The 26,122-nt window shown below is 67.8% G+C and carries 18 protein-coding genes and 6 pseudogenes; 12 read left to right on the forward strand and 12 right to left on the reverse strand.

The window, feature by feature from the left end:
- Nucleotides 1-69 precede the first annotated feature (69 nt).
- The 5 genes and pseudogenes from OG322_RS39890 (at nt 70) to OG322_RS39910 (ending at nt 6,145) form a co-directional block, all read left to right on the forward strand.
- On the forward strand, nt 70-1,002 hold the full coding sequence (locus OG322_RS39890; protein ID WP_123465933.1) for an NmrA family NAD(P)-binding protein: 933 nt from the start codon (nt 70-72) through the stop codon (nt 1,000-1,002).
- Nucleotides 1,003-1,588: 586 nt separating this feature from the next.
- Nucleotides 1,589-1,795: pseudogene (locus OG322_RS39895) on the forward strand (IS982 family transposase); the annotation flags it as partial.
- 562 nt (nt 1,796-2,357) lie between these two features.
- Nucleotides 2,358-2,927 (forward strand): 2Fe-2S iron-sulfur cluster-binding protein, encoded by a 570-nt coding sequence (locus tag OG322_RS39900; RefSeq protein WP_398912400.1) that lies wholly within the window; start codon nt 2,358-2,360, stop codon nt 2,925-2,927.
- On the forward strand, nt 2,924-3,907 hold the full coding sequence (locus tag OG322_RS39905; protein ID WP_123465935.1) for an FAD binding domain-containing protein: 984 nt from the start codon (nt 2,924-2,926) through the stop codon (nt 3,905-3,907). The genes OG322_RS39900 and OG322_RS39905 overlap by 4 nt, the downstream gene beginning before the upstream one ends.
- A gap of 9 nt (nt 3,908-3,916) precedes the next feature.
- Entirely contained in the window at nt 3,917-6,145 is a 2,229-nt protein-coding gene (locus tag OG322_RS39910; RefSeq protein ID WP_123465937.1) for a xanthine dehydrogenase family protein molybdopterin-binding subunit, read from the forward strand.
- 240 nt (nt 6,146-6,385) lie between these two features.
- On the opposite strand, the gene OG322_RS39915 is transcribed toward OG322_RS39910, so the two are convergent.
- Entirely contained in the window at nt 6,386-6,562 is a 177-nt protein-coding gene (locus tag OG322_RS39915; RefSeq protein WP_241200390.1) for a hypothetical protein, read from the reverse strand.
- A gap of 343 nt (nt 6,563-6,905) precedes the next feature.
- On the opposite strand from OG322_RS39915, the pseudogene OG322_RS39920 reads away from it, so the two are divergent.
- A pseudogene (locus OG322_RS39920) lies at nt 6,906-7,265 on the forward strand (SDR family NAD(P)-dependent oxidoreductase); the annotation flags it as partial.
- Between the two features lie 184 nt (nt 7,266-7,449).
- On the opposite strand, the gene OG322_RS39925 reads toward OG322_RS39920, so the two are convergent.
- Nucleotides 7,450-8,349 carry an MBL fold metallo-hydrolase gene (locus tag OG322_RS39925; RefSeq protein WP_329305891.1) on the reverse strand — a complete coding sequence of 300 codons (900 nt, stop codon included), beginning with the start codon at nt 8,347-8,349 and terminating at the stop codon, nt 7,450-7,452.
- A gap of 566 nt (nt 8,350-8,915) precedes the next feature.
- Between OG322_RS39925 and OG322_RS39930 the strand changes: the two genes are divergently transcribed.
- Nucleotides 8,916-9,374 carry an IS110 family transposase gene (locus OG322_RS39930; protein WP_266412970.1) on the forward strand — a complete coding sequence of 153 codons (459 nt, stop codon included), beginning with the start codon at nt 8,916-8,918 and terminating at the stop codon, nt 9,372-9,374.
- An 82-nt stretch (nt 9,375-9,456) separates the two neighbouring features.
- Here OG322_RS39930 and OG322_RS39935 read toward each other — a convergent pair whose 3' ends face one another.
- Nucleotides 9,457-10,197, reverse strand: coding sequence for an SDR family NAD(P)-dependent oxidoreductase (locus OG322_RS39935; RefSeq protein WP_123465943.1), 741 nt, complete (start codon nt 10,195-10,197; stop codon nt 9,457-9,459).
- Nucleotides 10,194-10,781, reverse strand: a complete 588-nt coding sequence (locus OG322_RS39940) for a DUF4158 domain-containing protein (RefSeq protein ID WP_329305890.1) — start codon at nt 10,779-10,781, stop codon at nt 10,194-10,196. The genes OG322_RS39935 and OG322_RS39940 overlap by 4 nt, the downstream gene beginning before the upstream one ends.
- Here OG322_RS39940 and OG322_RS39945 point away from each other — a divergent pair.
- Nucleotides 10,780-11,709 (forward strand): IS5 family transposase, encoded by a 930-nt coding sequence (locus OG322_RS39945; protein ID WP_329307685.1) that lies wholly within the window; start codon nt 10,780-10,782, stop codon nt 11,707-11,709. The genes OG322_RS39940 and OG322_RS39945 overlap by 2 nt on opposite strands.
- A 37-nt stretch (nt 11,710-11,746) precedes the next feature.
- Here OG322_RS39945 and OG322_RS39950 read toward each other — a convergent pair.
- Nucleotides 11,747-12,624 (reverse strand): IS5 family transposase gene (locus OG322_RS39950; protein ID WP_370375188.1). Its coding sequence is split into 2 segments (ribosomal slippage): nt 11,747-12,279 and nt 12,279-12,624, totalling 879 coding nucleotides; the frame shifts between segments, so codons are not numbered across the junction.
- A gap of 303 nt (nt 12,625-12,927) precedes the next feature.
- Between OG322_RS39950 and OG322_RS39955 the strand changes: the two genes are divergently transcribed.
- Nucleotides 12,928-13,227, forward strand: a complete 300-nt coding sequence (locus tag OG322_RS39955) for a hypothetical protein (protein ID WP_329305889.1) — start codon at nt 12,928-12,930, stop codon at nt 13,225-13,227.
- A 45-nt stretch (nt 13,228-13,272) separates the two neighbouring features.
- Here OG322_RS39955 and OG322_RS39960 read toward each other — a convergent pair whose 3' ends face one another.
- Complete coding sequence (locus OG322_RS39960; RefSeq protein WP_329305888.1) at nt 13,273-14,013, reverse strand: class I SAM-dependent methyltransferase; 741 nt, start codon at nt 14,011-14,013, stop codon at nt 13,273-13,275.
- A gap of 140 nt (nt 14,014-14,153) precedes the next feature.
- On the opposite strand from OG322_RS39960, the pseudogene OG322_RS39965 reads away from it, so the two are divergent.
- Nucleotides 14,154-14,346, forward strand: a pseudogene (locus OG322_RS39965) (IS630 family transposase); the annotation flags it as partial.
- A gap of 623 nt (nt 14,347-14,969) precedes the next feature.
- Here OG322_RS39965 and OG322_RS39975 read toward each other — a convergent pair.
- Nucleotides 14,970-15,245: a hypothetical protein gene (locus OG322_RS39975; RefSeq protein WP_123465953.1), complete on the reverse strand. Its 276-nt coding sequence runs from the start codon at nt 15,243-15,245 to the stop codon at nt 14,970-14,972.
- Between the two features lie 129 nt (nt 15,246-15,374).
- Nucleotides 15,375-20,142 (reverse strand): annotated as a pseudogene (locus OG322_RS39980) (RHS repeat-associated core domain-containing protein); the annotation flags it as partial.
- 35 nt (nt 20,143-20,177) lie between these two features.
- Between OG322_RS39980 and OG322_RS39985 the strand changes: the two are divergent.
- A protein-coding gene (locus OG322_RS39985) for an IS3 family transposase (protein ID WP_260147196.1) occupies nt 20,178-21,418 on the forward strand; the annotation gives its coding sequence in 2 pieces (ribosomal slippage) (nt 20,178-20,451 and nt 20,451-21,418; 1,242 coding nt in all).
- Nucleotides 21,419-21,440: 22 nt separating this feature from the next.
- On the opposite strand, the pseudogene OG322_RS39990 reads toward OG322_RS39985, so the two are convergent.
- The 4 genes and pseudogenes from OG322_RS39990 to OG322_RS40005 form a co-directional block, all read right to left on the reverse strand.
- A pseudogene (locus OG322_RS39990) lies at nt 21,441-22,673 on the reverse strand (sugar-binding protein); the annotation flags it as partial.
- A 687-nt stretch (nt 22,674-23,360) separates the two neighbouring features.
- Nucleotides 23,361-23,581, reverse strand: a pseudogene (locus tag OG322_RS39995) (HNH endonuclease); the annotation flags it as partial.
- Complete coding sequence (locus OG322_RS40000) at nt 23,538-23,750, reverse strand: hypothetical protein (RefSeq protein WP_164494447.1); 213 nt, start codon at nt 23,748-23,750, stop codon at nt 23,538-23,540. The pseudogene OG322_RS39995 and the gene OG322_RS40000, both read right to left, overlap by 44 nt.
- Before the next feature lie 287 nt (nt 23,751-24,037).
- The gene (locus OG322_RS40005; protein WP_164494521.1) at nt 24,038-24,943 is read right to left on the reverse strand and encodes a LysR family transcriptional regulator; all 906 of its coding nucleotides are present in this window, start codon (nt 24,941-24,943) and stop codon (nt 24,038-24,040) included.
- A 103-nt stretch (nt 24,944-25,046) separates the two neighbouring features.
- Here OG322_RS40005 and OG322_RS40010 point away from each other — a divergent pair, with 103 nt between their 5' ends.
- Entirely contained in the window at nt 25,047-25,880 is an 834-nt protein-coding gene (locus tag OG322_RS40010; protein ID WP_329305887.1) for an oxidoreductase, read from the forward strand.
- Nucleotides 25,881-26,122: the final 242 nt, after the last annotated feature.

Below are 26,122 nucleotides of genomic sequence, written 5' to 3' on the forward strand. Positions count from 1 at the left end.
GAGCGGCTCCGCTTCATCGGGTGGATGGCTTCGGTTGCGTCCTGGCCGTGTGCGTCGCAGGCTGCCGTTATGGACCACCCCCCGGGAGCCAGTGCGCTGCCCGTCCTGGTGACCGGTGCCGCGGGCAGTGTCGGCGCCGTCGGACGTTCCGTCGTCGAGGGCCTTCGGCGACGCGGCCTGCCCGTCCGGGCCGCGGTACGTCGCGAGGACGATCGCGCACGGGCGCTGCGGGCGACCGGCGCCGAGGTCGTGGTCGCAGACCTGACGCGTGCGGGCGAGGTTGCCGGCGCCCTGGACGGTTGCGGGCGGATGTACTTCGGCATGGGCGTGTCGGCGCAGTACCTGGACGCGGCCCTGACGGCAGCGGTCGTCGCGCGCGCGTACGGGCGCCTGGAGGTGTTCGTAAACATGTCACAGCTGACCGTCGCCGAGATGGACCTGACCCATACCTCCGAGTCGGATCAGCAGCGGCAGCAGTGGCTGGTCGAGCAGGTCCTCGACTGGTCGGGCCTGCCCGTTGTCCAGATCAGGCCAACCGTGTTCCTGGAGAACCCGCTCTTCCGCGTCGGCTTCTCCTCGATCGCGAAGACGGGCACCATCAGTCTGCCCTTCGGCGAGGCAAAGACCTCCCCGGTGGCGGCCGGCGACGTCGCTGCGGTCGTGGAAGAGGTCCTGGCCGACCCGCCTCCGCACATCGGGCGGATCTACGAGCTGACCGGCCCCCGTTCGGAGGGCATCACCGCAATGGCGGCGCAGGTCTCCGCAGTCCTGGGCCGGCCGGTCGGCTACCGCGACGTTCCTCTGCAGGAGTGGATCGACCACGATCTCAGGCCGCTTGGGCTGCCGGATCACGTCTTCCAGCACATTTCCACCATGGCCCGCCTCCACGCGGAGAACCGGTATGACCGCGAGGCGGACGGTGTGGAGCGGGTCACCGGGCGGCCCTCTTCGGAAGTGGCCGACTTCGTCCGGACCCACGCCGACCTGTTCACCGGCCCATGAACGGCGAACTCCTCGACCCGGCCGTCGCCACGGCGGGCGGCCGGGCACTGTGGAGCACTTTTGGCCGAAGGCACGGGCTCAGTCTGCTTTGGATGTGCCGAGTTCGATTCGCCGCAGGGCTGGCAGGAGCAGGGGTAGCAGCATGGCTACCACCGTCAAGGCGCCACCGGTTGTGGCCACCGACAACGACGCGTTCGAGGTCGACACCACCCCCGTCGAGCACCCTGCCGCCCCGCACGGCCAGTCGCTGAACTGCCCCGAGCGGCCACCGCCCGCGGCCGTTCAGTGCCGCCGCTTTGACCCGGGTGACATCGTGGGCGTCGGACAGAGCGACTGCATCGGCTGCGGAGCCCCGGTCGGCTTCCTCGACCGGCAGTACTGCTGTCGCTGCACGGCCTGGCAGAAAGAGGCTGCGGCCAGGGCCGCTTGCCCCCGCTGCGACCAAACAGCGCGTCCTCCAGGAGGACACCGCCCGGTGCATCACCTGCTCACGCGTGTGCACTGGCTGCGGTCACCCGGTGAGAGACAAGACAGCGACGTTGTGCCGGGACTGCTTGCGCAAGACGGAACGCGACGCCGCCACTCGATCACCGACTCCACGCCGGTGGAGTGCGGTCGCTCGCGTCCGACGGTGAAGCGGTCGGACACGGCCGGCTGGGCCGGACACGGGTACTGCGCCTCGCACTCCCGGTTCTTCTGACGCCTGCGCCTGTACCTGGTGGGTAACCAGACCGGGCTGCCCATCCTGTGGGCACTGGCGAACCCGAAGCCGGACGAGTGGGATACCGGGCAGGGATTTCGCGCGTCCGGGACTGTCCGACCATCTGACCGACAGGGGCTTCGGGCGGGACTGTGCGAGCTCGTTGGCTTCCGCTGCCGTCCGGCCTGCACGCTGTCAGCCGCTCACTGTGAGGGGCGGCGATTCCGCCCCCTTCGGGGAAGGGGACGGAATCGGGGCTGCCTCGCCCTCCACTGCTGCCCCACGAACCACGCTCCCTGTCCGGCCCGGCTGACCCAGGTGCGCGGGTCCCGCCGCCACTATCGACTCTCCGCTTCACTGAGAAGCAGATCGCGGATCCGAAAGCCAGCTCATCGAGCGTGGTCAGTCTCCACCGCACATTGCCACCCGGCTGATTCGAGAGCATCTTCGCCGCCCGGCGCCGGTTCGCGGGGTGGCTGCGCGGGATGCGCGCCGGGCTGCCGCGCAGAAACGCCCGGCCGGGTAAGGCGGCGCGGTTGAGCACCTTCCGACGAGCGGTCCATCGGTTTTTGCGAGACCTTGAGGAGGAGCGCGCCCCACGGTGGCGACGCATACCCAGGGTGACACCCGCACCCAGCGAGGAAGGAGGGCTGTGGTGAGTGATTCGGATACGGGCGCCGCTGGGCGGAGCCAGGGCGAGATGGCCCAACTCTCGGCGATCGAGTTGAACGTCAACGATCAGGTGCGACGGCTTGAGGTAGATCCACGGACCTCGCTGCTCGACGCGCTGCGCGAGCACCTGCGCCTGAGCGGGACCAAGAAGGGGTGTGATCACGGGCAGTGCGGCGCCTGCACCGTGCTGATCAACGGCCGACGCGTCAACTCTTGTTTGACGCTCGCCGTGATGCATGAGGACGATGAGATCGTGACGATCGAAGGCCTGGGCGATCCCGATGGTCTGCACCCCATGCAACGTGCCTTCGTCGAGCGCGACGGCTTCCAATGTGGCTACTGCACTCCCGGCCAGATCTGTTCGGCTGTCGGCATGCTCGCCGAGGTGGAGGCGGGCTGGCCCAGCCACGCCACCGCTGACGTGGCCTCGCTGCGGATCGCGTTGACCGATGAGGAGATCCGCGAGCGGATGAGCGGCAACATCTGTCGGTGCGCCGCCTACCCGAACATCGTCGCGGCCATCCGTGGCATCGCGGTGGGCCGCCCGGAATGAGATCCTTCACGTACGAGCGAGCAACCGACGCACAGGCCGCCGTCGCTGCGGTGTCCAGAACCGGCGCGAAGTTCATCAGTGGCGGCACCAACCTGCTCGACCTGATGAAGCTCGACATCGAGAAGCCCAGCCATCTGGTCGATATCAGTCGGCTTCCGTTGCGGGGCGTCGATGAGCTCCCCGACGGCGGACTGCGTATCGGGGCACAGGCGGCAAATTCCGATGTGGCCGCCGATGCCCGAGTGCGTACCCGCTACCCGGTGCTGTCGGAGGCGCTGGTGGCCGGTGCCTCGGGCCAGCTGCGCAACAAGGCGTCCACCGGTGGAAATCTGTTGCAGCGTACTCGCTGCCCCTACTTCTACGACACGGCTGCGGGCTGCAACAAACGGGATCCCGGTTCCGGATGCTCGGCGATCGGCGGGTTCAACCGGATTCACGCCCTCCTCGGCGTCAGCGACTCCTGCATCGCCACCCACCCCTCGGACATGGCCGTCGCGTTGACCGCGCTGGAGGCGGAGATCGAGCTGCTCGACGCCGACGGGTCGGTACGCCGCGTCGCCATCGCAGACTTCTACCGGCTGCCGGGCGATACGCCGCACATCGAGACCGTGCTGGGTCCTCGCGAGATGATCACGAGCGTGCTCCTTCCCCCGCCCCTGTCGGGCCGGCAGATCTACCGCAAGGTGCGAGACCGGGCGTCGTACGAGTTCGCGCTGGTCTCCGTGGCGGCTGTCGTCTCGACCGATCAGGGAGCGATCAGTGAGGCGCGAGTGGCTTTCGGCGGTGTGGCGCACAAGCCCTGGCGGTCCATCGAGGCGGAGGCCGCGTTGACCGGCCGTCCCGCCACGATGGTCACCTATCGCGCCGCCGCCGAGGCCGCGATGCGCGACGCCGTGGGGCAGGGGCACAACGACTTCAAGATCGAGCTGGCCAGGCGCACGCTGTGCCGCACGCTGGCGCAAGCGGCTCAGGCGAGCTGAGGAGACGAGATGATCGGGCAAGCTCTGAACCGCGTCGACGGCCCGTTGAAGGTCGCCGGCCGGGCCACATACGCCTACGAGCAGTGGGGGGCCGGCCAACCTCTCTACGGGGTCATCGCCGGCGCGACGATCGGCAAAGGCCGCATCACCCGGATCGACACCGAGAGCGCCGAACGCGCACCCGGCGTAAAGATGGTGATGACCTATCATAACGCCCCCATGCAGGGTGTCCGTGATGAGTCCGTTCCGTTCGAATACTGGCGCGCCCAACCGGTGCTGACCGGCCCCGACATCCACTATTACGGCGAGCCGGTGGCACTCGTTGTTGCCACGACCCTCGAACAGGCCCGAGCGGCGGCCGATCTGGTCGAAGTCGAATACAGCGGCGGGCGGGGACGTTTCAACTTTGCCGAGCAGGAAGAGGAGGTGTACATCCCGAAAGTCGTCAACGCCGGAATCCCCACCGACACTGCGGTCGGTGATTTCGATGCCGGATTCGACAGCGCGGCGGTGAAGGTCGACCAGCAGTACTCGACGCCGTACGAGTTCTCGATGCCGATGGAACCGCACGCGTGTCTGGTGGAACCGCGCGACGAGGACCTGGTCGTCTACGTCAGCTGCCAGATCGTCGACGCGGCGCGGGCCTCGGTCGCCGGCACGCTTCGGATCGACCCGGAGCGGGTTCACATCGTCACCCCCTTCGTCGGCGGGGGATTCGGCTCCAAGCTGGGCGTCCATTCCGAGACGATCCTGGCGGCGCTCGCCGCTCGCGAGTTGCGCCAACCGGTCAAGGTCGCGATGACCCGGCAGCAGATCTTCCAGCTCGTCGGCAACCGTCCCACATCCAGCCAGCGGGTTCGACTGGGCGCGGACCAGGACGGACGGCTGACCGCGATCGCCCATGACGTCACCATGCACACCAACCCTGACGTGGAGTACGCCGAGCAGACCGCCGCCACGACCCGCAGCCTCTACGCCGCGCCCCACCGGTTGACCAGCCACCGGCTGGCGCCGCTCGATCTGCCGCCCGGGACGGACGTACGCGCGCCGGGCGAAGCGCCGGGCATGCTGGCGGTCGAGTCGGCGATGGACGAGCTGGCCCATGCGCTCGGGATGGACCCGGTCGAGCTGCGGATCCTGAACGAGCCCACCGTCGATCCCGAGCGAGACGTGCCGTACAGCGACCGGCACCTGGTCGAGTGTCTGCGCGAAGGCGCGCGCCGGTTCGGCTGGGAGCACCGCCCCGCTGCCCCGGCGAGTGTGAGCGACGGGCGGTGGTTGGTCGGCTACGGCATGTCGGCCGCCATCCGCGGACACTTCCAAGGGCCGACAGCGGCGCGGGTGCGGTTGGAGGCCGACGGCACCGCCGTCGTCCAGACAGATATGACCGATCTCGGCACGGGCACGTACACCGTCCTGACCCAGGTCGCGGCCGACGGGCTCGGGCTGCCGCCCGATCGGGTGCGGATCGAGCTCGGGCGTTCCGATTTTCCCACCAGCTGGGGGTCCGGCGGCTCGTGGGGCGCCGCCGGCTCGAGCACTGCGGTGCATGGTGCGTGTATGGCCCTGCGCGAGCAGCTCCTGGATGCGGCGTGCGACGACACGCGCTCCCCGCTGCACGGCCTGGACCCGGCGGGCGCCGTGTTCTCCGACGGCAACGTGGCTATCGGCGGCGCGTGCGAGGCGCTGAACGAGATCGTCGCACGCAACCATCCGGAAGGTGTCGAGGCGGAAGGCGATACCCGCTTCATGGGCGACGATCCGAACTACACGGACTACTCGATCAACACCTACGGGGCCCATTTCGCTGAAGTGGGGGTCGACGCGGACACCGCCGAGATCCGTCTGCGGCGGATGCTCGGCGTGTTCTCGGTGGGCCGCGTGCTCAACGCCAAGACGGCTCGCTCGCAGCTGATCGGCGGCATGATCTGGGGAGCCGGCGCGGCCCTCGAAGAAGAGGCCGTGGTCGACCTGCGATCCGGCGCCTTCGTCAATCGGGACTTCGCGCAATACCTGGTGCCGGTCCACGCCGACATCCCCGACGTCGACGCAGTCGTCCTTGACGGGTACGACGACAAGGCCAACGTCCTGGGCGCGAAGGGCGTCGGCGAGCTGGGCATCTGCGGGGCCGGTGCGTCGGTCGCGAACGCGGTGTTCAACGCCACCGGCGTGCGCGTGCGCGACTTCCCCATCACCATCGAGAAGGTGCTGCCCGGTCTACCACTGATGGATAATTGAATCCGTGGCAACGGCGCCGGTCCGAGGGCCATGGCGTGGCACGGGGGTTCCTCAGTTCTCGGTGGGCCGGCTCGAGCCGATGGCGTAGCCGGTGAGCAGCGCGGTCAGGATGTCGGTCAGGCGGGCGTTCGACATCGACGACGGAGCGGGACAGTTCGGGTTCGCTCTCGTAGAAGGCGCGCAGTTGGGTGCCGGGGGCGGCCATCTGCCACAGGACGCCGGCCATCGAGGTGGTGGTCGTCACGACTGCTCGCGCCTGTCGGCCTCCAGCGGCGTGATCGCGGACAGCGTGTCGGCGGTCCGCTCGACCTCGGTGATCGCGCCCTTCTTGAACGTCCGGACGGTGTCGGTGGAGACGTTGCGTTCCAGGTTTAGCGGGGTGTGTGCCAGCAGGTCGCAGAACAGCGGTCGCGCCACCAGTGACTGGGAAAGCTCTGGGGGCGATCGAGTGGGCAGTTTCGTCCCACTCCTTGGAGGCGTTGTCGGGGCAGGGGGCGGTCTCCTTGAGGCGGTCGCGTGCCTCGGCCGACCAGTCGTGCCAGGCGGTGGTGGTCAGGCGCAGGAAGATGTCCTCGCGCGTTTCGAAATAGCGCAGCATCGCGGACTTGTGCATGCCGACCTCGTCGGCGATCGCGGTCATGGTCACCTCCCGTACGCCCTTCGCCGTGGCGAGGTGTGCCGCCGCGGAGAGGATCTCGGTCTCCCGGGTGGCTTTGGCCTTGGGACTGCGGGCCCGCAGGAAACCAGCTCTGGTCACTCCGTCGTCCTCGACGTGACCGACCGGTCCGCCGCCGCTGCGGGCCTGCGGGCGGCCCTCGAGCGGGGCGGCAGGGTCGACGTCGTGGTCAACAACGCCGGCTACGCCGACGCCTCGGCCGTGGAGACCACGCCGGAGGACGACTTCCGCCGCCAGTTCGACACGAACTTCTGGGGCGCCTACAACGTCTCGACCGAAGCACTCCCGGTCCTGCGTGCCCAGGGCGGCGGCACGATCGTGCAGTTCTCCTCCATCGGCGGCCGTGCCGTCGGTACCCCGGGGCTCGGCTCCTATCAGGCGGCGAAGTACGCCGCGGACGGCTTCACCCGCGTGATGGCGGCCGAGACCGCCCCGTTCGGCGTCATACGCAGCACAACGACTGGGGAGCCCCGAGGAGGCCCCGTCGGGACGCTGGTCTGATCAGTCCGGCGCCCTGCGTCGGCCCCGGCCACCGGATGCCGGCTCCGAGTCGGCCGTCCGCATGTGTCGGTGCTGTGAACCGCGCCGTGCCCGGCCGGGCCCGCGTAAGGGACGCCGCGGAATACTCTTACCGCCATGCCGCCCATTTCTTCACCGCGAACCGGTCGCCGACGCGCCGCACCTCGGCTGCGCCCGGTCCGGGGAAATGCGCGGGGAACAACAGGGCGCCCCGGTCTGCAGCCTCCCCCAGCAGGCGGCGCCGGCTGTCCCGTGCGCGGGGTTCGTCCTCGTCGAACCCGGGGCAGTCGTCCGGTTCCGCGATCTGCAGTGGGCTGTGCAGCAGATCCCCGGCGAACACTGCCGGGTCCGAGCCCGACCGCAGCCATACGACGGAGGAGCCGGGCGTGTGGCCGGGGGCGGGCTCGATATGGAGCTGGGCGTCGATGTCGTAGTGCTCGCCCTCCCACAGCACTGTCTGCCCGGCCTGGTGTACGGGGGCGACGCTGTCCTCGAAGACGTTGGCCATCTGGGGGCCGGAGCGGGTCCGGTGTCCGTTGGCCGGGTTCCAGTAGTCGAAGTCGGCGCGCGAGATGACGTACTGGGCGTTGGGGAAGGTCGGTCGCCACTCCCCGTCGTCTGCCAGGCGGGTGTTCCAGCCGACGTGGTCGCCGTGGACATGGGTGCAGATCACCGTGTCCACGTCCTGCGGGCGGACGCCTGCCGCGGCCAGCTCATCGAGGTAGTGGGTGTTCAGATGGTGGAAGGCCGGCATGGCCGGGCGCTCCCGGTCGTTGCCGATTCCGGTGTCGATCAGGATCGTCCGGCCCTCGCTGCGAATCAGCCAGGTCTGCATCATGGTGCGGACCTCGTCGGCGGCCTGGTCCAGGAAAGTGGGGACGAGCCAGTTCTCATGCGCCTCCCAGTGCTCGATGGGCACGTCGGGGAAGATGTAGTCGCGGGCGCTGCCTCTGGCAGGCAGTTCGACCACGCGGGTGATTTCCACGTCTCCAAGCGCGATGGTGTCCATGCCCCCAGCCTGCGCGCTGGATGACGCAGGCGCTATCGGCCACACCCCGCACCTCACAGGGAGCGGGGTGTGGCGCGATACGGCCGGTCTGGCAACACGCGACACCAGGTGGGAGTCGGACGGTGACCCTGGTGGGGCGGAAGAGCGAGAGCGTGACCGTTCTCGGTCTGGCCAACGGTGCGTTTATCCGTGACGGCGGCACCGGGCGCGGCAAGAACACCCCGCTGGGGCCCGCACCAGACCGGCATCAGGGCCACGTGCAGTCCATCCGCACAGGTCAGCGATCCAGCGTACCTTCGGTGCGCGCCGGGGGTGTGGTAAATGCCGTGGCGTGCGCTGGGGGGTGCTTCTGTCCGCTCTGACGTGGGATGTTGCCGGTTCGGGATGCTGGTGGGGTTCGTTCCGGCCGAAACCGATGTCTCTGTGATGCCTGTGAGTTCGCAGGTCAGCGTGGTGCTGGGGGCGTTCACGGGGACCGTGGAGTATTGCTGTGAGCACGTGCGTCAGAATTCCTGATTCACCCTGGCCCTCCCGGAACGGCATACCGACCGGGAGGGAGCGGGAGCATGGACGTACTGCACGAACGGTGCGTCGGCCTGGACATCGGCAAGAAGGACGCCAAGGTGTGCGTCCGGACCCCGAGTGCAAAGCGGCGGGGATCGTTCACCGACGGGACCACGACCTGGGGTTCGACGACGAACGCGGTCCTGGCCCTGCTCGGCCACCTGCTCGCCGCCGAGGTCACCCTGGTGGTGATCGAGGCGACCCCGGACTACTGGAAACCCTTCTCCTACGTGCTGGCCGACGATCTGAACGTGATCCTCGTCAACGCCCGCCAGGTCAAGAACCTGCCCGGCCGTAACGATGAGATTGATCTTGGTTCGGCCCGCGTAGCGAGACGCCCTGAGGTGCAGGGTGAGTTGTCCCGCTTCGGTCCAGGTGATGGCGATCAAGGGCTAGGGTCGGCGGGAGCACTCGCCCACTGGGGTGAATGTCGGTCCTGCCCCGGGGCGCCCTCCGCTTGAGGGTCTTCCTGCTGACCGTGGCCCGCCGTTTCCACCACATGGTGGTGCATGGCGTCGATCAGTAGCAGCGCCTCCCCTGGAGTCAGCCGATCGCGAGTTGTCCGCCGAGAACCTCAAGGACCGTGCCGGTGATGTAGCTGGCGCGGGAGGAAGCAAGGAACAGAACTGCTTCCGCGATCTCTTCAGGCTCTGCGACCCGCCTCAGCACGGTGGTTCGCCCAATCACCTGGAGGGCTTCATCTCCCATCTCCTTCGTCCCGGGGGTATGGACAGGGCCGGGGGCCACGGCGTTCACGCGGACACCCTGGGCACCGAACTCGTCAGCCCACACGCGGGTGAGGAGTTCGAGCGCGGCTTTGGAGGCCCCATAGGCTGCCGCGCCCCGGACCGGCGTGGTGGCTGCCCCTGTACTCAGACTCACGATGACGCCGCGTCCCCGTGTGGCCATTGCCGGTGCGAGCGCACCGACCAGGAGCATCGGCGCACGCGAGTTGATGGCCATATGAGTGTCGAACATCTCGGCTGTCGTCTCCGGGGTACTGGCGAACCGATAGATGCCGGCGTTGTTGATCAGAACGTCCACCTCGCCTGCTTCAACCGCAAGACGCAGCACCTCCTCAGGCTTGCTCAGATCCGCGGCAACGAACCGGGCGTTTCCGCCTGCGGCGGTGACTTCGTCGACGGTCTCGGCACCGCGCTCCTCGTCCCGCCCATGGACGACGACCGAGGCCCCCAAGGCGGCCAGGCGAAGGGCAATGACCCGGCCGATGCCAGCGGTGGCGCCGGTCACAAGAGCGGTGGATCCGGCCAGTTCTGCAGTCATGTGAGGCTCCTCGAAGACAAGACATACAACGTGCTGTCGGCTGTCCCTCGCATAACCGTCAGGGCCTGCTCGGCGATACGGACCTCGGTGCCCAGGTAGGCCAGCCGGGTGATCCCGGGCAGCAGGCACCGGTTGCGCCGCAGCCGCGTCACCGCGCGGTCGAACAGAGCCCGCGGTCCCTCGTTGGACACCCATACCCGGCCCGCGACGTACTGTCGCAGTTCCAACTCGCCGTCCTCGACATCCCGAATCCCCAGCAGAGCCCGTGACGCTGGGAGGGGGTTTGTTCGTGCGCAGGGCGGCTGCTGGCCTGGTGTGTTGTTGGTTCGCGGTATGGGGTGTGGCGGGGAAGGGTGCCGGCTGAGGCCGTGGGTGAGCCTGTCGTCGAGGCCTTGGACGAGTTGCTGGGCGACGGTGATATTCGATTCCAGGCGCTGGAGGTGTCCGCTGTCGGATGTGGTGTTGATCTGGCCCACGTAGGCGCTGATCCTGCCGCGGGTGTAGGCCTGGGCTTCAGCCTGTCCTAGGTCCTGTTTCTCGGATCTCCTGACCTGCGAGGGGTGTTGGGGCCAGGCTGGGTTCATGGGCCGTGGGGATCTGACGAATGCGGAGTGGGATCGGCTGGAGTCGTTCCTACCTCCTGGTGGTACGCGTGGAGGTCGGTGGAGCGATCACCGCCGGGTGATCAACGGGGTTCTCTACCGGGTGCGGACCGGCGTGCAGTGGCGGGATCTGCCGGAGCGATTCGGGCCATGGGAGACGGTCTATAAACGACATCGTCGCTGGTCAGCCGATGGAACCTGGCAGATGCTGCTGTCTCGCATCCAGGTAGCCGAGGACGCCGAGGGCGGCATCGACTGGGACGTGTCGGTGGACTCGACAGCCGTGCGAGCCCACCAGCACGCCGCCGGTGCGAGGAAAGCGCCCCCGGCCGCCGTCCCTCAAGGGGGCCAAGTGGGGGACGAACCAGGTCGATCCGGTACTGCGGAGACTGACCATCCGCCTGGAGGAGGTGGTCAGGTCGGCGAATGTCTGGGACGTTCCCGCGGAGGATTCACCACCAAGATCCACCTCGTTGCCGAGGGACGATGCCGGCCCCTCGCCTTCGTCCTGACACCCGGACACTACGGAGACGGACCCCAGCTCGAGCGGGTGCTGGAACAGGTTCTGGTGCCGCGAGCCGGAGTCGGCCGGCCACGCACCCGGCCCGACCATGTCTTGGCGGACAAGGCCTACACGTCCCGGAAGAACCGCCGCTACCTGCGACGACGCGGAATCCGGCACACCATCCCCGAACGTCTCGACCAGCAGAGACACCGCAAGAACCGAGGTTCACGCGGCGGTCGGCCTACCGGTTTCGACAGCGAGCTCTACAAGAAGCGCAACACCGTCGAACGCACCATCAACCGCCTCAAAGGCTTCCGCGCCGTCGCGACCCGCTACGAGAAACGCGCCTACATCTACCTCGGCACCGTCACACTCGCAGCACTCATGATCTGGCTCCGTACATGATCCGAGAAACAGGACCTAGGACGTGTTTGAGATGTGGTCACAGCGTCTGCCGTATGAGGGTGAGCTGAACGGTCGACTCGTAGCGGACAGCGAGCTTGTCGTATCTGGTCGCGACGCCTCTCGCCTGCTTCAGAAGGCCGATCCGGCACTCGACTTTGTGCCTGCGTTTGTACATTTCGCGGTCGAAGCCGGGAGGACGGCCGCCGGCAGAACCGCGGCGGAGCCGGTGTCCGGCCTGGTCCCGCTTCTCCGGGATGGTGTGCGCGATCCCGCGTTTGCGCAGGTAGGAGCGAATCTGACGGGAGGAGTACGCCCGGTCGGCAAGCACATGTTCCGGCCGGGTGCGGGGGCGTCCACCGCTGACCCGGGGAACACGGATTCGCTCCATCACCTGCACGAAGGCGGGCGCGTCGCCCCGTTGGCCAGCAGTGATGACGGCTGCGAGGACGTGGAAAGAGGCATCGACGGCGAGGTGAATCTTGGTAGTCAGTCCGCCGCGCGAGCGTCCCAGGCCGTGGTCGTCCGGCTCGGCCGCGAGGCCATTCGGACGCGTCCGGCCTGGATCGTCAGCCCCCTTTTGCGGGCCCCGGCGGCGTGCTGGTGGGCCCGGCAGACGGTGGAGTCGACCGAGACTTCCCACTCGATGATCCCGTCTGCGTCTGCCTTGACCTGCAACTTCTTTAGGACGCGGGCCCATGTTTCGTCGATCTGCCATCGCCGGAACACCGCATACGCCGTCTCCCAGGGGCCGTATCGCTCGGGCAGGTCCCGCCAAGGCGAGCCGGTCCGGGCCCGCCACCAGATCCCGTCGAAGACCTGCCGCCGATCCCTCGGAGGTCGGCCCATCTTCGGTATCAGCGGCAACACCGCTTCCAGCCGCTCCCACTGTGCATCCGTCAGGTCGCCACGAGACATCTGAAGATCGTTTCACGACCTTGATCGACATCTCAAACACGTCCTAGGGCGCGTATTTGCTTGTGATCAATGGGTGGTCCGGGTGAGGTGCTCGAGCCAGATAAGGTGCCCCCGAAGTCAGGCATGGGGGGATCGCGTTGGAGCGACGGAAGGTGATCGGGATCGGGGCGGGGCTGGCGGTCCTACCCGGCTGGTGGGCCCTGCGTCAGGTGGCGAACGGGGCCAAGGGGGACTGGCACACCGAACACCACACCGCTGGAGCGGGCGTTCCCGCTGCTGGGCCCGCTGACCGACGCCAAGTGGGTGAGCAGCCGGGACAACGATCGGGGCGTACCGTCGCCGGAGCGGGTGATGTCGGGCTTCGCCCGGCTGACACCGGGGAAACTTGCCGAGCTGACGGCGGCCCACGCCTTCGTCTCCGAGAGGCCGGCCGATGACTTCTCCTCGTGGTTCGAGAAGCCGCTCAAGGGCGAGGGGCCGGAGAACCCCCAGTGGATCCGGTCGCACGAGCTTGACCGCGACGGCAGCGGCTACTCCACCAAACTGTGGTTTGACCGTCGCAGCGACACCGTCCGCTTCTGGGCACTCAACCCGTACGGCTAGGGCCTACCGGGGAGGAGATACCTTCACGTCCCGGTGCGGCGGTGCTTACGGTTTGTGGGTTACCCAGAGCATTTCTGCCGGCCAGCGGTATGCCCAGTCAGGCGGGTCGGTCTGGTTGTAGCCGTTGGCTGTTCCGGGTTCGGGCCGCGGCTCGATGAGGTCGTCGATGACGAGACCTGCGCCGCGCAGGACCTTGATCCAGGCGCCGTAGGTGAGCTGATAGCTGACCGCGCCCTGGTCTTCGGCGATGGTGTCCAGCCCGAAGTAGTCCTGGTGCAGCGTCGTGGTTACGCGGCTGGCGGCTTCGTCGTAGCAGGCTTCGAACCATGGGCTGGCGACATTGAACACCAGGCGCCCACCGCGGCGCAGGATGCGTGCGGCCTGCGGGACGGCCAGGTGCGGGGGAGCCCAGCTAAGCCCGCCGTAGTCACAGAACACCAGGTCGAAGCTGTCGGCGGCGAACGGGAGGTGTTCGGCGGCGCCTTGCACCAGCGGGTAGCGGGCCGCTCCCATCGCGCGAGCTGCCGCGGCGAGCTGGGCTTCGGACAGGTCGAGCCCGACCACGGTGGCGCCCTCAGCGGCGAGCGCCCTGGACCACTGGCCGGCGCCGCAGCCGAGTTCGAGGACGCGCTTGCCTGTGACGTCGCCAAGGGCGTGCAGGTGCGCGTCGGGTATGGCGTACGTGCCCCACAGCCGGGGCATGGCGCCGATCTGCGGGTCGTGCTTGTGCTGGTAGGCGCTGCTGATCTGGTTCCAGAACCGCCGGTTGGTAGAAATGCTGTCCACGCGCCGACTCAAGCACTGCCTGCCGGGGGCGGTCAACACGATTGTGCTGCGACCGGGAAGGTTCACCGGTTCACGGGTGTCCTGTCTGGCTGCCGATGTGATCGGGTGGGATCGATCGACCCGATTCAGCGTCAGGAGACGTGGCGACAGCACGGGTTCAAGTCCGCAGGATCGCCGACTATGAGGGGCAGAAGCTGCAGCAGATCGTCCGGCGGGGCAACACGAACAGCGCGCGCTACCGGCGGGCGATGATCCTGCCGGCCTCTGCGGGCGACAACACCGTCCCTGTCATCGCCCATCTCGTGGCCGCCGACGAGGACACCGTCCGCGAAGGTCAGCCCCCAGCGCTTGAGCTACTTGCCAACCCCGGGCTCGGTGAAGCGGACCCCGTACAGCTTGAAGATCAGCCGGCCTATCTGCCCCCGCGTCCACAGCTGACCGGAAGGCCCCAGGCCGGATGGGGTGTGATCGAGGACAGCCTGCCGTACGGCGGCCTGCTCGGCCTCGGACAGAACCTGATGTTCACCCCGCGTCGGCCCCGCGGCCGGGACAGCAGCGCGTCCCGCCCGCCGGCCTGCCACCTCGCCCACCAGTTGTCCACGACCCTGACCGACACCTTGAACAGGTCCGCAACCTCCACCCGGTCCCGGCCCTCCGCGAGCGCCGACACCGCCAGCAACCGCACGGCCTCCTGCGCGTCCGGCGACCAGGTCCGCGCGTCCCCCACCAGATCACTCACACGCCATCAACGAGCCTGAACGCAAAGCGTTCCGGATCAATAAGGCTCCACGCTAGGAGGAGCAGGTCACAACAGAGCGGGATGTCTCACCCCAGCTTGACAGAGAGGGGTCGTTGGCGCTGACGAGCGGGCTACTTGCTCCCTGGTGTCCGAGCCGGAACTACCGGGCGTATGGGGCGGGTCCTCCCGTGCCAGAAGCGTTTCGGGTGTGGGTCTTCTACTGCGTCACCGTTGATGTGCGCCGGTTGCTCTCGGCCCGTACTTCCATCAGGGACACCGCGATCGCGGCCAGGAGCAGGGGGAAGGCGACAGCGTTCGCGACCTGGGGGATGTCGGCGGCTCGCAGCAGGCTGGCTGCGATGGACAGCACAAGAAGGCTGAGAGGGAAGAATCTGCGCCACGCGGGCAGGCCGCGCATTCTGGCAACGCGCACCGAGTGCCACAGGGTGAAGCCGAGTATGGAGATTCCGATGATGGCGATGACGAACAGCATGAGTGTCTCCGGTGCGGGTCTGCGAGGGCGGGCAGGCCTTCACCAGTTGTTGAAGGCTGTAAGCGAATGTGGCGCTCCGCAGAGGGATCCGCGGAGCGCCACATTACTCAGGTTCGGTCGGTGCCCGGATCAGCCTCTGGTGTAGACGATGCTGTAGGAGGAGACGTAGGTCCGTGATGTTCGGGTCCAGCTCCAGCCGCCGGTGCGGGTCCACTTGTAGCCCGACCATGCGACGCGGTACGTGGTGCGGTCGCGGTAGGAGTACTGGTAGCGGGTTTCGAAGGACGCGAGGATTTTCTGCCGGCCCCAGCCGTACCAGGCCACGACCTTGCACTTGAAGACGTACTGCTTGCGGTACTTGTACTGGCGCTTCCAGGACGTGATGGGCAGCGGGCCCCAGTCGCCGCTGACGACGTCCCAGAACCAGTGGTAGTTGTAGTTCTGCCAGCTGCCGTAGCTCCAGCCGGTCACTTCCTCGTTGTTGATCGGGTCGGCGCAGGCGTAGTCGTAGGCGTTGCAGCTACCGCCGGGGACCGGGTCTGCGGACAGGAAGCGCCCCAGGGTGGGGCTGTAGAGGCGCACGCCCATGAGGGTGAGGTCCGTGAGGGTCTCGCCGGAGCGGTGCTGTCCGCCGTGCCAGCCATAGCGGGTGGCGGCTTGGTCCGCGGCGCGGTTGCCGTACTCGTCGGTGTTGAGGACCGTGGCGGCCTGTCCGGCGGTGGTGGGCAGCTGGATTGCCACGTCACCGTGCAGGTTGACCAGTTGCAGGATGGTTCCGCCGGTTTTGGCAGTGGTCGCGGCGAGCTGGCCGTCGAAGCCGTTGACGCTGCGGGTCAGGGCGCCGGTGGCGGTGTCTTCGACGATCCAGCGCGGGGTGTCGGCGTCGGAGCTGTAGTGGTTGAGTTTTGACTGGGTCTTGGTCCAGGTGCCCGAGGCGTTGGTCTCGACCGTCCAGGCTCGGGAGCGCAGCTGGGAGTCGAGGGTCCAGATCTGGCGCTGGTTTCCGGTGGCCTGCTGGCGGACCAGGTCGTTGGTGTAGTACGCCAACGTGGTGCTGGGGGTTGTGGTGGTGCGACCAAAGGCGTCGTAGGTGTAGCCGGCGCCGACCAGGCGGTCGGCGCTGTCGTAGGTGTGGCTGGTGGTCGTCGCGCCTGTGGTGGTGCACTCCAGTCCGGAGGCCGCGGCCGCGGTGGCCAGCGTCTTGCGGTTGGAATTGTTGTCGAAGGCGTAGCTGCGGGTTACGCGGGTGCCGTCGACCGCGTCGTCCGCTGCCCGGGTGAGTCGGCCGGCCTTGTCGTAGGTGTAGGTCTGGTCGGCGGTCTGGCCGGCGGAGCCGGTGTAGGAGGAGCGCTGCCCGTGGATCGGTGGGCACGATGGTTTCGGAGAAGAGGACTTCCCCGTCGCTGTCGCGGCTGTAGCTGCGGTCGGTGGGCATGCCCGCCGGGTTGGTGTTTTGGCGCATGGTGAAGCCGCCGGGCAGTTTCCGGGTCAGGACCTGGCCATCGGCGTCGTAGGTGACGGTGAACTTACCCGCTACCGAGTCGGTGATGGGGGTGGGAAGTCCCCGGGGGTCGGCCGTGGTGTCGTAGCCGTAGGCAGTGCTGGAGGGGATGTTGTCGCTCACCAGGAGCGGCTGCCCTTCGGCGTCGTACTGGCTGGTGGTCACTCCGCCGTCGGCGTCGGTGTAGGAGATCAGCCGTCCGAGCTGGTCGTAGCCCTTCTTGACCGTTCCACCGTCGGTGGATGTGATCGTGGCGACCTTGCCACTGTCGGGGTTGTACGTCGTGGTCACGGCCGGGACGGCAGTGCCGGTCCCTCCACTGATGGTGACCTTGGATGCGCGGCCTGCGGCGTCGTAGGTGGTGCTCGTGACGCGGGTGCTTCCGTTGGCGGTTTCGGTCAGCTTGGCGGTCTCGCCCCACCGGTCGTACTCGGCGGTCGTGGTCACCAGCTCGGTGGGGTTGGATCCGCCGCCGGTGACCGTGGCGGCTGGGCGTGTGCGGCACTCCTCGTCGGCCCATTCGGGCTTTCCGCCACAGACGCCGGTGCCGTCACCGGTGTAGTAGTCGGTGATCTGGGTGCCGGCGTCGGTTCCGCCGGAAGCGGGCAGGCTGCGGCTGATCAGGCGCCCGGAGCTGTCGTGCGTGGCCTTCTCTGTGATGGCCAGACCGCCCGGGTCCTGGATGGTGCTGGTGAGCTGGCCCTTGACCCAGTCGTAGACCGTCTGGGTGACCCGCGCGTCAGCCGTGAGGGCTGGCCAGTTGCGCAGTTGCGCGCTCACCGTGTTCTTGGTGACCTTGTCGGAGACGGATGCCGTGCCGTCGGTGGGGCGCCCGTTGTCGTATTCGCTGACCGTGCGGTGCCGGGCGATGGCCTGCTCGCCCGAGGCCGCCACCGTGGTCGCGCTTTCCTTCAGGTCCGCTGCCAGCACGACGCGGTGCAGGGGACCGAGCGTCTCGACCTCACGGGAACCGTCGGCGTTGTAGATGCCGCGGTTGGAGAGCAGGTCCGCTCGCTCCGCTGCGGGCAGGGCTGCGATACCAAGATCGGCGAGCTGCGCCTTGGCCGTGTCGGTGCTCCCGAGCGCCAGGGCGCGGTTGGCTGCCGACAACTCCCTGACCGCGTTGCCGAACTGGTCGTACTCGGTGGTGGTGATGTTCTTGCCGGCGTCAGCGGTGTTGACCTCTCGGCCGGAGCCGTCGAGGTAATGCAGCATGGCGCGACGGTAGTCGCCCGCGGTCAGCGCCTGGCCGTCATTCGAGGAGGGCACCACGTCGGTGGGGAAGACGGCCGTGGCGTCGGTGGGCGCCTCAAGCTGCCCCCATGCCTTGACGTCACTGGCGCCCAGCAAATGGGGTGCCTTCGTCCCGGTCAGCGGAACGCCATAGACGATGGATGTCTGCGCGGTGCTGCCGTCCGTCTCCCCGGCGGATCCGGCCTTGAGGGTCGGGCGAGTGACCTTGAGGAGCATCCCCTCACCGGAGAGCGGGTCGCTACCCACCTTGCCGTAGCTGAAGCTCCACGGCAGTTGCCCCGGGGGCTTCATCTGGGTCACGCGCCCCGTGCTGTCGTAGCTGTAGGACATCTTCAGCGCAGGGCTGATCCTGGGGTCCCAGGTCTCACGCAGACGCCCGGCGTCGTCGTAGGTGTATGACGCCACGGCGGTCGCGGTGGCTGCAGAGGCACCGGGGGACGTCGCCCACATGCGGATCTCGGAGACCTGGTCCTTGAAGTTGCCCAGGGACGAGCCGGTCGCTGTGGTGGAGGCGGCGTAAATGAACTCCATAACCCGACAGCCACGGGTCGACGGGGTGGCCTCGCAGGTGCCGAGCGTCACCGCGCTGGTCGCGGCGATGACGCGCTTGGGCCGAGCCAGGACCTTGCCGTCCACGGTGACGGCTTCGGAGACAACCTCGGTGGTGGAGTTGGCCTGCCCGTCGATCAGCGAGCGGGAGACGGGCCATGCGGTACTCGAACCCGCCACGGGGCTGAAGGTGGTGACGCTTCCGTCGGTGTTCGACAGGGTGAAGTCACCAGATGCGAGAGAACCCTTCAGGGTCAGCTCCTCGCTGCCGGGCTCGGGGACCCATCCTGTCTTGGCCGCATTGGCGGTGAAGGAGAACGTCTCACCGTCGGCCGTGACGACGTCCAGAGAGGTTGCCGAGGTCTTGCGCAGCTCGGAGTAGTCCGACTGGACCGCCTGGGCGAGTGTTCCCGCCAGCCACTCCTTGCCGAAGATCGGCGCCTGGCCGTCCTGCTTGGCGCCGGCGTTCGGTGAGCGGGAAGAGACACTGCGGGTGACCGTCATGCCCAGCACCGATACATCGGTACCTGACAGGGTGTAGTCGCCGGTGAGGAGGTTGAGCGAGCCGGGGCCGGCCTCGGCTGCTGCGGTGCCATCAGCGTTGCGGTCGACTACGACTGCCAGCGGCTGGGTCTCGCCACTGGCGCTGGACGGGCCGGTGAAGTCGGCCTTGATCTGAACCGAACCATCAGGGTCGACCGTCTCGGTGGCGTTCCACACCAGAGCAGCGTTCTTGCCGTTCGTCAGTGGCACCGGCCACGCGGTCAGAGGTGTTCCCCCAGCCGTGACGTGACCGGCGGGGATCTTCGTCCACGCGTCGGCCTCCGAGCGGCACCACGAGAAGGACACCTTGTCGTACTTGCCGGCTTCGGCCTCGGCAACCAAGGGCACCCGGCGCGCGGTGCGCTCACCGTCGGCTGGCTGGACGCATCCGCCAGGTCCGGCGTGGAAGGTGTACTCGACGGGTTCCGACTTGTTGTCGGCCTTGTCCACGGACCGGACCTGAAGGGTGTGGGTGCCGTTCTTCGGCGGGTTAACGGAAATGCTCTTGTCCGCGCTCGCGCCGCCGGTGGCGACCTTGGACCAGGTCACACCGTCCAGTGACCATTCCAGCCAGTTATGGTCGGCCGCGGGCGGGGTGACGGTAAAGGTACCTGCCTGCCCCGCGCCCTTGATCCACTTGTCCGACGGGTAGTCCGTCGAAGTGATCTTCGTCGGGGCCGAGGGAGAGCTGGTGTCGATGGTGAACGTCTTCCACGCCGACCAGCCCAGGTTGTAGTGGCTGCCGTCATACGGCGAGGTGCGGAACTTGTAGGTCTTGCCGTTGCTCAGCACGCCTGAGGGCACCGTGACCGAGGCGACCTGCCCGGAGGGGACGTATGGAGAGACGATGACATCGCCGACCTGCGTGTTGGTCGCGTTGTCGAAGATCTGGAAGGTGCCGTTGACCTTGTCACCGTTGGCATCGACGAACGTGTCGCGCAGCGTGGGTGTGACGGTGTAGGCGCCGGCGAAGGAGAAGTACGGGGGTCCGGCTTCCTGCCTGGCGCCTGTCCGCGGCCTGTAGTTGTAGGTGAACCGTTCCGGGTTTGATCGAGACTCGATCTTTTGGAAGGATCGAGTCCGTTATGGCGAAGCAATACCCCAAGGAGCTCAAGGAGCGGGCCGTGCGCCTGGTCCTGGAGACTCGTGATCAGTACAAGACCGAGTCCGCGGCTATCGGCTCGATCGGAGCGAAGCTCGACATCGGGCCGGAGTCCCTGCGCAACTGGGTGCGGCAGGCCGAGGTCGACGCCGGTGCTCGGACCGGGACAACGACCGAGGAATCCGCCCAGCTCAAAGCCCTCAAGAAGGAGGTCGCCGAGCTGAAGCGGGCGAACGAGATCTTGAAGGCGGCGGCGAGTTTCTTCGCGGCCGAGCTCGACCGGCCACACACACGCTCGTAGCGTTCATCGACGAGCAACGGGACCGCTTCGGCGGAGTCGAGCCGATCTGCAGGACGCTCACCGAGCACGATTGCAGCATCCACCCGTCCACCTACTACGCACACAAGAAGCGCCCGCTGTCAGCCCGTGCCATGCGGGACGCGGAACTGGCTCCGTTGATCGTGGAGATATTCCGGGACAACTACAGCGTCTACGGGGCCCGCAAGATCTGGGCCGAGCTGAAGCGGCAAGGTCATCAGGTGGCGCGGTGCACTGTTGAGCGCCTGATGAAAGCCGAGGGCCTCACGGGGGCGGTGCGCGGGAAGAAGATCGTCACCACCAGGGCGGACAAGGAAGCCGACCGGGCGCCGGACCGGCTGGGCCGGCAGTTCGTGGCCAGCGCCCCCAACCGGGTGTGGGTCGCCGACTTCACCTACGTGGCCACCTGGTCCGGCACCGTCTACGTCGCGTTCGTCGTGGACACCTTCTCCCGCCGGATTGTCGGCTGGTCCGCCGCGACGAACAAGCAGACCCCGCTGGTGCTGTCCGCACTCGAGATGGGCCTGTGGCAACGTGACCGCGCGAACACCCCTGTGATGGCACGGGAGTTGATCCATCACTCCGATGCCGGTTCGCAATACACCAGCTTCCGGCTCGCCGCCCACCTGGCGTCCGAACAGATCGCGGCCTCCATCGGCACCGTCGGCGACGCCCTGGACAACGCCCTGATGGAATCGACCATCGGTCTGTACAAAACCGAGCTGATCAAACCGCAGCGTCCCTGGAAGGCCCTGAGCGACGTCGAGTTGGCCACGGCCGAATGGGCCGACTGGTACAACCACCGACGACTCCACGGTGAAATAGGACACGTCCCACCAGTCGAATACGAAGCCACCTACTACCAACAGAACACCCAAGAACCGCAGGTCACAGCCACAATCTAGAGTCTCTACCGAACCCGGAACGGTTCAAGGTGACGACCAGCTTGGGCGGGTTGGACGCAGCGTTGGCGGAGTTGACCCGCTTTTTCCTGTACCAGCGTCGTGACGTTGGCGTTGATCCACCCGTCCGGCTGCGTGGTGCACGAGGTGTTGCCGCGCGTCTCGGTGGAGGTGGCCTTCTTGGTCGTCATGGTGGGCCGGTTCGTCCACCGGCTGGACGTAGAGGCCGCGCTGGACGACCATACCTCCCACGGGTATGCCTTGCAGTCCACGTTGTTGCCCGAGTGGAAGTTCCACAGGGACAGCTTCGCATCGGATACGAGCGCGTCCTGGATTGGCGAGGTGTTCCAGGAGATGAAGGACTGCGCGGTGCGGAAGGTGCCGTCGGCGTTCTTCGTTCCCGGGTTGCCCAAGTCCAGCTCTACATCGTTCGACCAGTCGACGGTCTCGCCCTGCTGGACATAGGTGTCGAAAACGCTGGAGAGGGAGGAGGTGGAGGGGTCCACCGTCACCGGATACTTCGTCTTGGGGTCGGCGAGGAACTTCGCGTCCGGTGTGATTACCAGGTTGACCGAGGACCCCTTGGGCACGACCTTCATCGCGACGGGAACGCGGCGGGTGTGCTCACCGGATCGCTTGTCGACGGTGGAGTCCCACATCACCGGCGCCGGCATCAGCGCCTGCTTTTTGTTGATTTTATCGGTGAACAGCACGCTGCCATCGGCTTGCTGCTTGGCTTTGAGGCCCTTGGCCCTCAGCGGCAGGGTGTAGGAGAAGGTGTCAGTGGTGGGCTTCTGCTTGACTCGGCACGCGTGCCGTCCAGCTTCGGCGCGGGCAGGCCGCCCTTCCACTGCAGAGTTATCTGCTGATCCCCCTCGCCGAGCGTGACCAGGTCCGTGGCTTTGGAGGCTTGCGCTGCCTTCAGCGAGGCAGTGGGACCGCCGGTCCTGCCCGCAATCTTCAGTCCGCGGGGGTGCGCCTTCGGCTCCACGGATCCATCCGCGCCGCGGACCAGATCCAGGTCGACGTCCCGCCACGCACCGGTGGTCTCGTCCTCGAAGCGGATCGGACCCGCCGTCAGCTCAGTGGTGAGCGAACCGTTCTTGTTGGCCCACGTTGTGGACGTTTCCGTCCGCTCCGACAGAGCCTCGACGCGCTTGCCGGACAGTCGCGCGGTCACCCGCGTGGACGCAATGTCAGCTGCCTGGGTGGCTGCGGGCTTCTCCGGTGCTGAGGCTGCCTGCTGAGGTGCAGACATGGCCGGACTTGTGCTGTCGAGCAGGGTGATGGCCAGAGCCAGGGTCAGACTCCCCGCTGTGAAGCGAAGATTCCCCCCGGACCAAGGCCGCCCGCGCCCATGAAGCGTGGGTCTGTGAACCGTCATCATTCCTCAGCTTCTTCTTCACATGTGCACCATCTATGTGGTGTACATGTGAAGATGCCGAGGAGTAAAAGACGTGTAAGTAGGCCAAGTGCAAGCGAAATTGAACATAGCGTTCCGCCTGCGCGGCGGTTCAGATGTCGCATGACATGTGACGTCTTCCGGAGGCGCTGTCGACCCGCCACGGCTCAGGCCGCCTTGCTGACACTTACTTCGCGCGCGCCTACGTCACCCCCGCCGGCTGACCGGCCGCCAGGTTCAGGTGTGCGCACCATAGGCTCCGGGCGCCTGTGCCAGGTCCGCATGCCCTACAACGCCTCAACACCCTCGCCTCCGACGCACCCCTCGCCACGCTGCGCGCGATCGCCACCCCGGGACACACCCTCAACCAGGCCGGCCGGACAGCAGCCTTCCATGCGGAGGCGGACGACACGGCCGGGAACGCGATCGGCCCCGGCCTCGGCCTGCCTGACCGCGACGCCCGCGCCCGCCTCCTTCACTACACCCTGCGCCGACAAGCACCGCTCACCGAACCGGCGTCCTTTCCCTTGAAGGCGGGTTCACTTACGGAGCGGGCTCGTAGACCACCACGGTGGTCGGGCACTCGACGGCCAGGTTCTGCAGTGCCTGGAGTTCGGCCTCGTCGGCGGCCAGGTTCCAGCGGAGTTTGGTGGGCGTCCACTCCGCGGCGTACTGGCACCGGAGCCGACGGCCGGCGGAAGCCACTGCGCCGGGTCCTTGTCAGCTTTGGAGCGATTCGACTTTGCCGTAACGGCGAGAGGCGAGCACCAGGTGGTCAGGGCTCGCATCGTCAAGGCCCCGGAGATCGAGAACCCGCCGGCCACACTGACCGCCGAGCCGTCCCGGCAGATCATCGCGGCCGCCCGGACCGCGCGTGATCGTCTCCTGCTCGGCGTTCTTCTCGACGGGGGGCACCGAGCGGGTGTTGCTCACCTGCGACCAGGCCGTCCACGACTACGAACTGCCCGCGACCGAAGGCAAGCGCGGCGACCCGAGGTGGCCGGCCGTCGCGCGCCGCCACGGTTTCGAGATCGAGCACCCCGTGCAGTGCGAGGTCGTAGCGCTGGAGCCGGACGAACCCCAGGCGAAGGAGGCCAGGGCGCGGCGCTGCTCTTCCTGCCGGGCGGTCTGCCGTCTGCCAGTTCTGGTGCTGGGTGGTGATCCACCGGCGTCGAACCATCCGCCTCAGTACCTCCGCCAGGGCGCGGCTGCGCCCCGCCTCAGTCCGTTGTCCCGGTCGCCACCTCACATGCGCGCACGTACTCCTGCACCAGCGGGCGGCGGTCGTCGGCGCGCCAGGCCAGGGCGAAGCGGCTGGGCGAGATACCCCTCACCTCACGGGTGACGACTCCGCCGAGGGTGATCAGCGGGGTGTTCCCGGCCGCCAGCAGGACCACGCCGAGACCTGCGACGAGCGCCTCGTACGTCTCCTCGGTGCTTGCCACTTCCGCACCAATGAGTGCCGGCTTCCCGCCGCGGGCGTCGATGGCAAGCCAGTAGTCCCGCAGCGGCCCGGCGCTGTCGGGCAGAGCGAGGAACGGCTCGTCCCGCAGGTCGGTGAAGTCGATGATCTCCCGGTCGGCGAGCGGGTGAGTATCGGCCATGGCGACCAAGCGGGGTTCCTCGGCGACCACCACCCACCGGTAGCGGTCCGGATCGGGCAGCGGGAGCCAGACGAACGCCGCGTCGCACGTGCCGTCGGCGAGCCCGGCGGTCGAGTCGTGCCAGGGGACCTGGCGAAGTCTGAGGCGGGCATCGGGGCGTGCGGCGGTGAAGCGGGAGCGGATCGCCGGCAGCACGCCCCCGCGCCCCGGGCTGGTACTCATCCCCACGACGAGGACGGCCGCCTGGTCGGCCACGACCCGGGCGACCGCCTCCTGGGCTGCCTCCCACTCGGCGAGAATGCGCTGAACATGCGGCAGCAGCGCTGCACCGACCGCGCTCAGACGCACTTCGCGCCGGTTGCGCTCGAACAACGCGGCCCCCACCTGTTTCTCCAGCATCCTGATCTGCTTGCTCAGTGCAGGCTGCGAGACGTACAGCCGCTCGGCTGCGCGCGTGAAGTGCAGCTCCTCGGCCACTGCGGCGAAATACCTCAGGTCCCGTCCGTGAACGTCCATAACCATCGGCTATCACAGCAGATCTTGGACGGGCAACCGGTTTGCCCCGCAAGGTAGTTCACACACGGACCGCCGAGAGCAGCGGATCACCTGGCACAAGGAGAAGAACATGAACAAGGTATGGCTGGTCACCGGGGCGAGCAGCGGGTTCGGCCGGGCGATCACCGAAGCGGCGGTGGCTGCGGGCGACATCGTGGTCGCCGCCGCCCGCCGCACTGCGCTGCTCGACGACCTGGTGGCTGCGCACCCGGACCAGGTCGAGGCACTACCGCTGGACGTCACTGACATCGCGGGCGTCCAAGCCGCGGTCGACGGCGTGGCAGCCCGGCACGGCCGGATCGACATCCTGGTCAACAACGCCGGACGCGGCATGGTGGGGGCGGTCGAGGAGACCACCGACGCGGAGCTGCGGGACCTGATGGACCTGCACTTCTTCGGCCCGGCCGCGCTCACCCGGGCCGTGCTGCCGCACATGCGCCGCCGGGGCTCGGGCGCCATCGTGCAGCTGACCAGCATGGGCGGCCGGTTCGCCTTCGCGGGAGTCGGCGCCTACTGCGCCACCAAGTTCGCCCTGGAGGGGCTCTCCGAGGCGTTGGCCGCCGAGGTCGTCCCGCACGGCATTCGGGTGCTGATCGTCGAGCCCGGCGCGTTCCGTACCGGCTTCGCCGGCGCCGCAGCACTGCGGCCCTCCCCGGCCCTGGGCGCCTACCAGGACACCGTGGGCCCCGTCCTTTCCGGGCTGCCGGGCGGAAGCGGCCAGGAACCCGGGGACCCGGCCAAAGCCGCGGCCGCCATCCTCACCGCTCTGGACGCCGACGAACCGCCGCTGCGTCTGCCGCTCGGCAACGACGCCGCCGATGCGATCACCGACCACCTCGGCCGGGCCCGCACAGAACTCCATTCCTGGGAAAAGCTCACCCGATCCACCGACTTCGACGACTGACACCTCCAGCCGCCTCCGCCCCCGTCCCGCCCACCGTCTCCACGCAGGCGCGGCGGGACTCAGGCAGCGGGCGCTGCGGACGGTGTACTGCCCATAAAGGGCGCCGCGGTCGGGCGCGCACCTTCCGACCGCGATCGTCGCGACGCGCTCCGACCAGCGCATTCCGGCCCAGTGATGACAGCGAGCTGTGGTGACGGCAACTGCCCGCACAGACAGCAGGCTGGCCGCACATACCAGTACGC

Source organism: Streptomyces sp. NBC_01260, assembly GCF_036226405.1.
Classification (GTDB): Bacteria; Actinomycetota; Actinomycetes; order Streptomycetales; family Streptomycetaceae; genus Streptomyces; species Streptomyces laculatispora.

What these genes read in the sequence shown, in the direction of transcription:
- OG322_RS39890 (WP_123465933.1), top strand. Translation starts at nt 70, where the DNA reads ATGGACCACCCCCCGGGAGCCAGTGCGCTGCCCGTCCTGGTGACCGGT.
- OG322_RS39905 (WP_123465935.1), top strand. Translation starts at nt 2,924, where the DNA reads ATGAGATCCTTCACGTACGAGCGAGCAACCGACGCACAGGCCGCCGTC.
- OG322_RS39910 (WP_123465937.1), top strand. Translation starts at nt 3,917, where the DNA reads ATGATCGGGCAAGCTCTGAACCGCGTCGACGGCCCGTTGAAGGTCGCC.
- OG322_RS39925 (WP_329305891.1), bottom strand. Translation starts at nt 8,349, where the DNA reads ATGGACACCATCGCGCTTGGAGACGTGGAAATCACCCGCGTGGTCGAA.
- OG322_RS39930 (WP_266412970.1), top strand. Translation starts at nt 8,916, where the DNA reads ATGGACGTACTGCACGAACGGTGCGTCGGCCTGGACATCGGCAAGAAG.
- OG322_RS39935 (WP_123465943.1), bottom strand. Translation starts at nt 10,197, where the DNA reads ATGACTGCAGAACTGGCCGGATCCACCGCTCTTGTGACCGGCGCCACC.
- OG322_RS39945 (WP_329307685.1), top strand. Translation starts at nt 10,780, where the DNA reads ATGGGCCGTGGGGATCTGACGAATGCGGAGTGGGATCGGCTGGAGTCG.
- OG322_RS39940 (WP_329305890.1), bottom strand. Translation starts at nt 10,781, where the DNA reads ATGAACCCAGCCTGGCCCCAACACCCCTCGCAGGTCAGGAGATCCGAG.
- OG322_RS39975 (WP_123465953.1), bottom strand. Translation starts at nt 15,245, where the DNA reads ATGCTGTTCGTCATCGCCATCATCGGAATCTCCATACTCGGCTTCACC.
- OG322_RS40005 (WP_164494521.1), bottom strand. Translation starts at nt 24,943, where the DNA reads ATGGTTATGGACGTTCACGGACGGGACCTGAGGTATTTCGCCGCAGTG.
- OG322_RS40010 (WP_329305887.1), top strand. Translation starts at nt 25,047, where the DNA reads ATGAACAAGGTATGGCTGGTCACCGGGGCGAGCAGCGGGTTCGGCCGG.